Source organism: Kitasatospora sp. NRRL B-11411 (assembly GCF_000721345.1).
GTDB classification, from domain to species: Bacteria; Actinomycetota; Actinomycetes; order Streptomycetales; family Streptomycetaceae; genus Kitasatospora; species Kitasatospora cineracea.
This window is the reverse complement of sequence record NZ_JOGH01000207.1, coordinates 1-6,344: the sequence shown is the minus strand read 5'-3', so window position 1 is coordinate 6,344 and position 6,344 is coordinate 1. Positions and strand designations below refer to the sequence as shown.

The following is a 6,344-nucleotide window of genomic DNA, read 5'->3' as shown; positions in this document are numbered from 1 at the left end:
CCACTCGCCCCCTCCCCAAGCACTCGCCCCCTCGTTAACCACTCGCCCCCGCCCGCGCCGACCCCCTACGCTCCGGCCCAGGACCGACCCCGGGGGAGAGCCGCGCCGTGCCGATGTACCGCACCGTCCGAGCCGTCAACGACCTGACCGCCCGCTGGGCGCGGCAGGCCCCGGCCGCCGGGCGGAACGCCGTCTTCAGCGGCCCCGGCGCCTGGGCCCCGCTCGCCCTGCTCGCCGCCGGATCGGCCGGCCCCGCCGCCCGCGAACTCGCCGACGCCCTCGGCGTCCCGACCGGAGAGGCCGCCGGCGCCGGACGCGAACTGCTCGCCGCCCTCGACCGCACGCCCGGCGTCAGCTCGGCCCTCGGCGTCTGGACCAGGGACCGGCTCCCGCTCGAACCGGCCTGGACCGCCGCCCTGCCCCCGCACAGCCTCGGCCGGATCACCGGCGACCCGGACGCGGACCGCGCCGCGCTCGATGCCTGGGCCGCCGACCGGACGGCCGGGCAGATCCCCCGGATGCCCGTCGGGACCACCCCGGACACCGAACTCGTGCTGGCCGGCGCGCTCACCGTCCGCACCGACTGGATCCGCCGTTTCCAGTCCTACGACGCGCGGCCCGGGACCGGTGCCTGGCAGGGCCGCACCGTCGCCGGCCTGTACCGCGTCACCGGCCTGCTCGACCGGGTCGGCGTCGCCGACACCGCGGCCGGTCCGCTCACCGTGCTCAAGGTGCTCGGCCTGCAGGGCGTCGACGTCCACCTCTGCCTGGGCCCCGAGGACGCCGCCCCCGGCGCGGTGCTCGCCGCCGCCGTCCGCACCGCCGAACACCCCGCCCGACTGCGCCCCGGCACCGCCCTCCCCGACGGCGCGCCCGGCCCCGGCCTGGAGGCCGGCTGGGTGCGCAGCTACACCCGCGAGCCCCTGCTCCTGGCCCGGACGGTCGAGTTCGACCTGGCGGACGACCACGACCTGCTCCACCGCCCCGACCTGTTCGGCCTGCGCACCGCCACCGACACCGGCACCGGCCACTTCCCCGGCATCAGCCCCGATCCGCTCGCCGTCACCGCCGCCCGGCAGTCCGCCACCGCCGTCTTCGGCCCGCGCGGCTTCCGGGCCGCCGCCGTCACCGCGTTCGGCGCCGCCGCCGGTGCCGCCGCGACCCGGCCCCCGTACGCGGTCCGCCGGATCACCGCCGCCTTCGACCGCCCGTTCGCCTTCCTCGCCGTCCACCGCACCTCCCGCCTGGTCCTGGCCGCCGGCTGGGTGGCCGACCCCAAGCCGCCCGACCCGCAGCCGGACGGCCTCGACCCGGACGACCTCGACTGGTAACGGCGGCAGCAGCGGCAGCGGCAGCGGCGCGCCCCGGCCGGCTCCGACAGGCGTTCGAGCCGCCCGCTACACTCCCGGTCTACTCCGCTCCACCCCGCGCGAACCCCGCGGCCACGGGGCCACGCGGCGCGGACGGGCGGACGGAGGCGGGACGGCATGCGACGGTGGAGCGGGCTCGGCAAGGCCGCGCTGGTGACCCTGGTCCTGGGGCTGCTGCTCCCGGCCGCCGGGGTCGGCCTCGCGCTGTACCTCAGGCCGCACGTGTACACCCTGGGTGCCGGAGACATGTCCCCGACCTACCGCCCCGGCCAGCGGATCACCACCTTCGCGGTCGCCCCGCAGGACGTCCGGCGCGGCGACGCCGTGGTGTTCTCGTACGCCACCGGTTCCGGCGACCCGAACCGGACGCACTTCAAGCGGGTGATCGCCCTCGGCGGCGACCACGTCTCCCAATGCGGCGACCAGCCGGTCCAGTTGAACGGCGCCCCGCTCGACGAGCCCTACCTCCGGGGCGGCACCCCGAACGGCTTCCGCTGCTTCGACGTCACCGTCCCGGCGGGCCGGATGTTCGTGCTGGGCGACCACCGCGCCGACTCCGTCGACTCCCGGCAGTGGGACAGCGTCCCGCTCGGCACCGTGTCCGGCCGCGACAGCCGGGGCTCCGCCGCGCTGGTGACGGTCGGCGCGTTCTTCCTGGCCGGTCTGCCCTTCCTCCCGGTCTCCCTGCTGCTCGCCCTGCTGGCCCGCCGCCGCCGGCGCACCGCCCCGCCCGCCGCCCCCACCGGCGGCTACCCGGCCTGGGTCCTCGACGGCACCCCCTGACCCCGCGTCACCTCCCGGCCGCCGCCCGGTTGTCGGTGCGGCTGCCTACCATCGCGCCATGCGAGCATCAGGAACCTTCACCGTCCACGAGTTCACCCCCGCGCCCGTCCCGGAGAGCGGGATCAGGACCGCCGCGGGGGTCGGCGTCGCCACCATGCGCAAGGAGTTCCACGGCGAGGTGGAGGGCCGGGCCGACACCCTGTTCACCGCCGCCTACGACCAGGCCGCGGGCGTGGGCACCTACCTCGCCATGGAGTCCTTCGCCGGCGCCCTGCACGGTGCCGAGGGCACCTTCAACTTCGCGCACTCCGCCACCACCCTGGGCACCGGCCGCGACGGCGAGTACTTCGTCGTCGTCCCCGGCAGCGGCACCGCCGGCCTGGCGGGCATCACCGGCACCGGCGCCATCACCATCGACGAGGACGGCACCCACCGCATCCGGTTCGACTACCAACTCCCCTCCGACTAGCCCGAGTTCCCCGGTCAGCGCTCCCGGGCCCACCCGCACAGCACCGGCACGCACCGCTCCGCGAAGTACTCGTAGTCCTCCGCCGTGTTGTACGCGTGCGTGGACAGCCGGAAGTACCCCGTCCCGCCGAAGCTGGTGAACGCCGCCTCGACGCCGAACTCGGCGGCCAGCCGGTCGCGCAGGCCGTCGGCCTCCAGGCGGGTGCGGCCCAGCCCGGCCGGGAGCTTGACCAGCCGCAGGGCGTTCACCGGCATGCCGACGTCCGCCGCGGCCGGCTCCCCGGTCGCGGCGGCGATCGCACCGCCGATCAACTGCTCGGCGTAGTCCGCGAGTTCGCCCATGTAGCGGCGGGTCTCGGCCCAACCCCACTGCCCGGCAACGAAGTCGAGCGCGGTGGGCGCGGCCAGGTAGCCGGTGACGTCCAGCGTGCCCTGGGTGTCGAAGCGCTCCGGGAACGGCTCCTCCGCGCCCCAGGAGTCGATCAACGGGTAGAGGGCGTGCCGGAGTTCGCCGCGGGCGACGAGCGCGGCGGTGCCGCGCGGCGCGCAGCCGAACTTGTGCAGGTTGCCGACCCAGGCGTCGCAGTCCGCCCCGGCCAGCGGGTCCTCGTCCAGGCCGGGCACGTGCGCGGCGTCGACCAGCAGCGGGATGCCGCGCTCGCGGGCGAACGCCCCGACCAGGTCGACCGGCAGGTAGCGGGCGGTCGCCGAGGTGATCCGGTCCAGCACGATCAGCGCCGTCCGCTCCGTCACCGCCCCGGTCACCGCCGCCGCGGCCTCGTCCGGCCCCGCCGCCAGCGGCACGTGCACGGTGCGCACCGCCCCGCCCCAGCGCCGGGCCAGCCGGGCCGCGCCCATGGTGACCGCCCCGTAGCCGTGGTCGGTGACCAGCACCTCCCCGCCGTCCCGGTGCGGCAGGCTGCCGTAGACGGCGCTCGCCCCGGCGCTGGCGTTCGGCACCAGCGCGGTGAACTCGGCCGGCACCCGCAGGAATTCGGCGATCGCGGTGCGCGCGGCGGCCACCCGCCGGGGCAGCCCGGGGAACCACACCACCGGCGAGGCGTCCATCTCCTCGCGCAGCCGCTGCTGCTCGCGCTGCGCGACCAGCGGCACCGCCCCGAACGAGCCGTGGTTCAGGTGCCGCATCCCCGGATCGAGCGACCACCCGGCGGCGGCGGGACGCCCGTCCCGCAGCAGCAGGGGCTGGGGTGCGACGAGGTCGGCCACGGCTGTTCCCTCCGATCAGGCCCGAGGCGACGCTACCCCGGTGACCTGCGCAGATCCTGGCACAACCGCCACCGCCCCCCGACCACCGGGTCACCCCTCGCCGACAGCCCTCTCGCGCCCGGGGTCAGGGGCGGACCGCTCCGACGTAGGGCATCACGTCCAGGTCGACGATCTGGATGTTCTTGCCGGTGCGCGGGGCGTGCAGCAGCTTGCCGTTGCCGACGTAGATGCCGACGTGGTGCAGGTCGCTGTAGTAGAAGACCAGGTCGCCGGGCTGGAGGTCGGCGCGGGCGACGTGCTTGCCCGCGTTCCACTGGTCCTGGGTGACGCGGGGGAGGCTGACGCCGCCGGCCCGGTAGGCCATCTGCGTCAGGCCGGAGCAGTCGAAGGAGTCGGGCCCGGCGCCGCCCCACCGGTAGGGCTTGCCGAGCTGGGCGTAGGCGTAGTCGAGGACGGCCTTGGTCTGGCCGGTGGCGGGCCCGTTGTAGGTCCCGCCGCGGGCCGAACTCCGGGACGCGGCCGGGGTGTCGTCGCCGAGGACGCGGGCCCGGTCGGCGGCCTTGAGCCCGGCCAGGATCCGGCCGGCCTCGGCGAGCTTGCCCTGCACCTCGGCCTTCTTGCTGCCCAGGGTGGCGCGGGCCTGCTCCAGCTCGGCGAGCTTGGCGGCGGTCTCCGAACGGGCCTGGTCGATCGACTGCTGCAGACGCAGCGCGTCGCGCAGGGCGTCGGCCTGCTGGCTGCCCGCCAGGTCCTGGAGTCCGGCCTGCCGGAGGTACTCGTCGGGGGAGGAGCTGAGCATCAGCCGCACGCTCGGGTCGATGCCGCCGCTGCGGTACTGCTCGGCGGCCAGCGCCCCCAGGGTCTCCTGGTAGGCGATGATCCGGGCCTGCTGCCCGGCCAGCCGGTCCTGGAGCTTGCCGGCCTCGTCCTGGAGCTGCTTGGAGCGCTCGTCGACCTTGTTGTACTGCTCGGTGGCGGCCTCGGCCTGCTCGTACAGGCCGTCGACCTGGGCCTTCACCTGGTCGATGCCGGGCGCCGGTTCGGCGTTGGCGCCGGTGGCGGGCAGCAGGACGGCGGCGCCGGCGGCCGCGCCGAGCACGGCGGTCCTGGTGCGTCCGGCCGGTCGGGGCCGTCGGTGCGTTCCCATCGGCTGCGCTCTCTCCCCAAGGTCGGGCACCCGCCGTCCGGGCGACGTCCGGGCCATCACTACGAGACAACTTAGTAGTTCAGTAGAAAGTCGGGCAACCCACCCCCCGCCCACTACGATGAGCGCCGGGACGACAAGGAAGAAGGAAGGCGGAACGGGCGGTGCGCAGACTCGGCGACCTGGAGGCGGAGATCATGGACCGCCTGTGGACCTGGGACCGCCCGGCCACCGTCCGGGAGATCGTCGACGACCTCAACCGCACCCGGCCGCTCGCCTACACCACCGTGATGACGGTCGCCGACATCCTGCACCGCAAGGGCCTGCTGCGCCGCGAGAAGTCCGGCCGGGCCTGGAGCTACCGCCCCGCCTGCAGCCGCGAGGCGTACAGCGCCGCCCTGATGCGCGACGTGCTCGGCGAGAGCCCCAACCCCACCGGCGCCCTGGCCCACCTGGTCGAGCAGCTCACCCCCGAGGAACTCGCCGCCCTGCGCACCGCCATCGACTCCGTCGACCGCGAAGCACCCGGGGAGGACCCCCGGTGACGGCCGCCCTCGCCCTGCTCGGCTACGCCCTGCTGGTCGGCGTGCTCGCCCCGCTGCCGCTGGCCCGGGCCGGCTGGACGCACCGCGCGCCCCGGCTGGCCGTCGCGCTCTGGCAGGCGCTCGCCCTCTCCTTCGTCACCGCCCTGGTGCTGGCCGTCCACCACCTCGCCGTGCCGGGCGTCCACCTGCACCTCGGACTGGCCGGGCTGATGCACGTCTGCGGCGTCGACCACCCCGGCGGCCTGGCGGCCGGCGGCAGTTGGCGCCTGCTGCTGCCCGCGGCCGTCGCGCTCTGGCCGCTCGGACGGTTCGCCGCCGCCCTGGCCCGCACCGCCCGGCACCGCCGCCGGCACCGCGCCGTCCTCGACCTGGTCGCCGCCCGCGACCGCGGCCTCGGCGCGCACGTCCTGGACCACGACACCCCCGCCGCGTACTGCCTGCCCGGCCGGCGCTCCCGGATCGTGCTCACCCGCGGCGCCCTCGAACTCCTCACCGACCGGCAGCTGGCCGCCGTCCTGGCCCACGAACGCGCCCACGTCACTGGCCGCCACCACCTGGCCCGCACCGCCGCGGACGCCCTCGCCGCCGCCTTCCCGTTCCTGCCCCTGGCCCGCCTCGCCGCCCGCGAGACCCCGCTGCTGCTGGAGATGGCCGCCGACGACCGCGCCGTCCGCCGCCACCCGCGCGCCGTCCTCGCCGCCGCCATGTACCGGGTCGCCGACGGCCAGGTCCCCCGCACCGCCTTCGCCGCCGGAGGCCCCGCCGCCCTCCTCCGCGTCCGCCGCCTCCTCACCCCCGCCCCCGCCC

At 76.4% G+C, this 6,344-nt stretch carries 7 protein-coding genes; 5 read left to right on the top strand and 2 right to left on the bottom strand.

All coding sequences use genetic code 11. The features are described 5' to 3' along the window. The first annotated feature begins 113 nt into the window (after window positions 1-113). The 3 genes from IH44_RS0138560 (at window position 114) to IH44_RS0138550 (ending at window position 2,622) form a co-directional block, all read left to right on the top strand. Window positions 114-1,331, top strand: coding sequence for a serpin family protein (locus IH44_RS0138560; protein ID WP_030464525.1), 1,218 nt, complete (start codon window positions 114-116; stop codon window positions 1,329-1,331). 156 nt (window positions 1,332-1,487) lie between these two features. Further along, window positions 1,488-2,153, top strand: coding sequence for a signal peptidase I (lepB, locus tag IH44_RS0138555; RefSeq protein ID WP_051818228.1), 666 nt, complete (start codon window positions 1,488-1,490; stop codon window positions 2,151-2,153). A 58-nt stretch (window positions 2,154-2,211) separates the two neighbouring features. After that, window positions 2,212-2,622, top strand: a complete 411-nt coding sequence (locus IH44_RS0138550; RefSeq protein WP_030464523.1) for a DUF3224 domain-containing protein — start codon at window positions 2,212-2,214, stop codon at window positions 2,620-2,622. 14 nt (window positions 2,623-2,636) lie between these two features. On the opposite strand, the gene IH44_RS0138545 is transcribed toward IH44_RS0138550, so the two are convergent. Together IH44_RS0138545 and IH44_RS0138540 are read right to left on the bottom strand one after the other, a co-directional pair. Further along, a complete protein-coding gene (locus IH44_RS0138545; RefSeq protein WP_030464522.1) occupies window positions 2,637-3,848 on the bottom strand; it encodes an aminotransferase class V-fold PLP-dependent enzyme in 1,212 nt (403 codons plus the stop codon). 124 nt (window positions 3,849-3,972) lie between these two features. Continuing rightward, the gene (locus IH44_RS0138540; RefSeq protein WP_030464521.1) at window positions 3,973-4,995 is read right to left on the bottom strand and encodes an NlpC/P60 family protein; all 1,023 of its coding nucleotides are present in this window, start codon (window positions 4,993-4,995) and stop codon (window positions 3,973-3,975) included. A 161-nt stretch (window positions 4,996-5,156) separates the two neighbouring features. On the opposite strand from IH44_RS0138540, the gene IH44_RS0138535 reads away from it, so the two are divergent. Both IH44_RS0138535 and IH44_RS0138530 read left to right on the top strand, forming a co-directional pair. Then, on the top strand, window positions 5,157-5,537 hold the full coding sequence (locus IH44_RS0138535; RefSeq protein ID WP_030464520.1) for a BlaI/MecI/CopY family transcriptional regulator: 381 nt from the start codon (window positions 5,157-5,159) through the stop codon (window positions 5,535-5,537). Then, window positions 5,534-6,344: M56 family metallopeptidase (locus IH44_RS0138530; protein WP_030464519.1), on the top strand; the 811-nt coding region annotated here is incomplete at its 3' end. The genes IH44_RS0138535 and IH44_RS0138530, both read left to right, overlap by 4 nt.

What these genes read in the sequence shown, in the direction of transcription:
- IH44_RS0138560 (WP_030464525.1), top strand. Translation starts at nt 114, where the DNA reads ATGTACCGCACCGTCCGAGCCGTCAACGACCTGACCGCCCGCTGGGCG.
- lepB (WP_051818228.1), top strand. Translation starts at nt 1,488, where the DNA reads ATGCGACGGTGGAGCGGGCTCGGCAAGGCCGCGCTGGTGACCCTGGTC.
- IH44_RS0138550 (WP_030464523.1), top strand. Translation starts at nt 2,212, where the DNA reads ATGCGAGCATCAGGAACCTTCACCGTCCACGAGTTCACCCCCGCGCCC.
- IH44_RS0138540 (WP_030464521.1), bottom strand. Translation starts at nt 4,995, where the DNA reads ATGGGAACGCACCGACGGCCCCGACCGGCCGGACGCACCAGGACCGCC.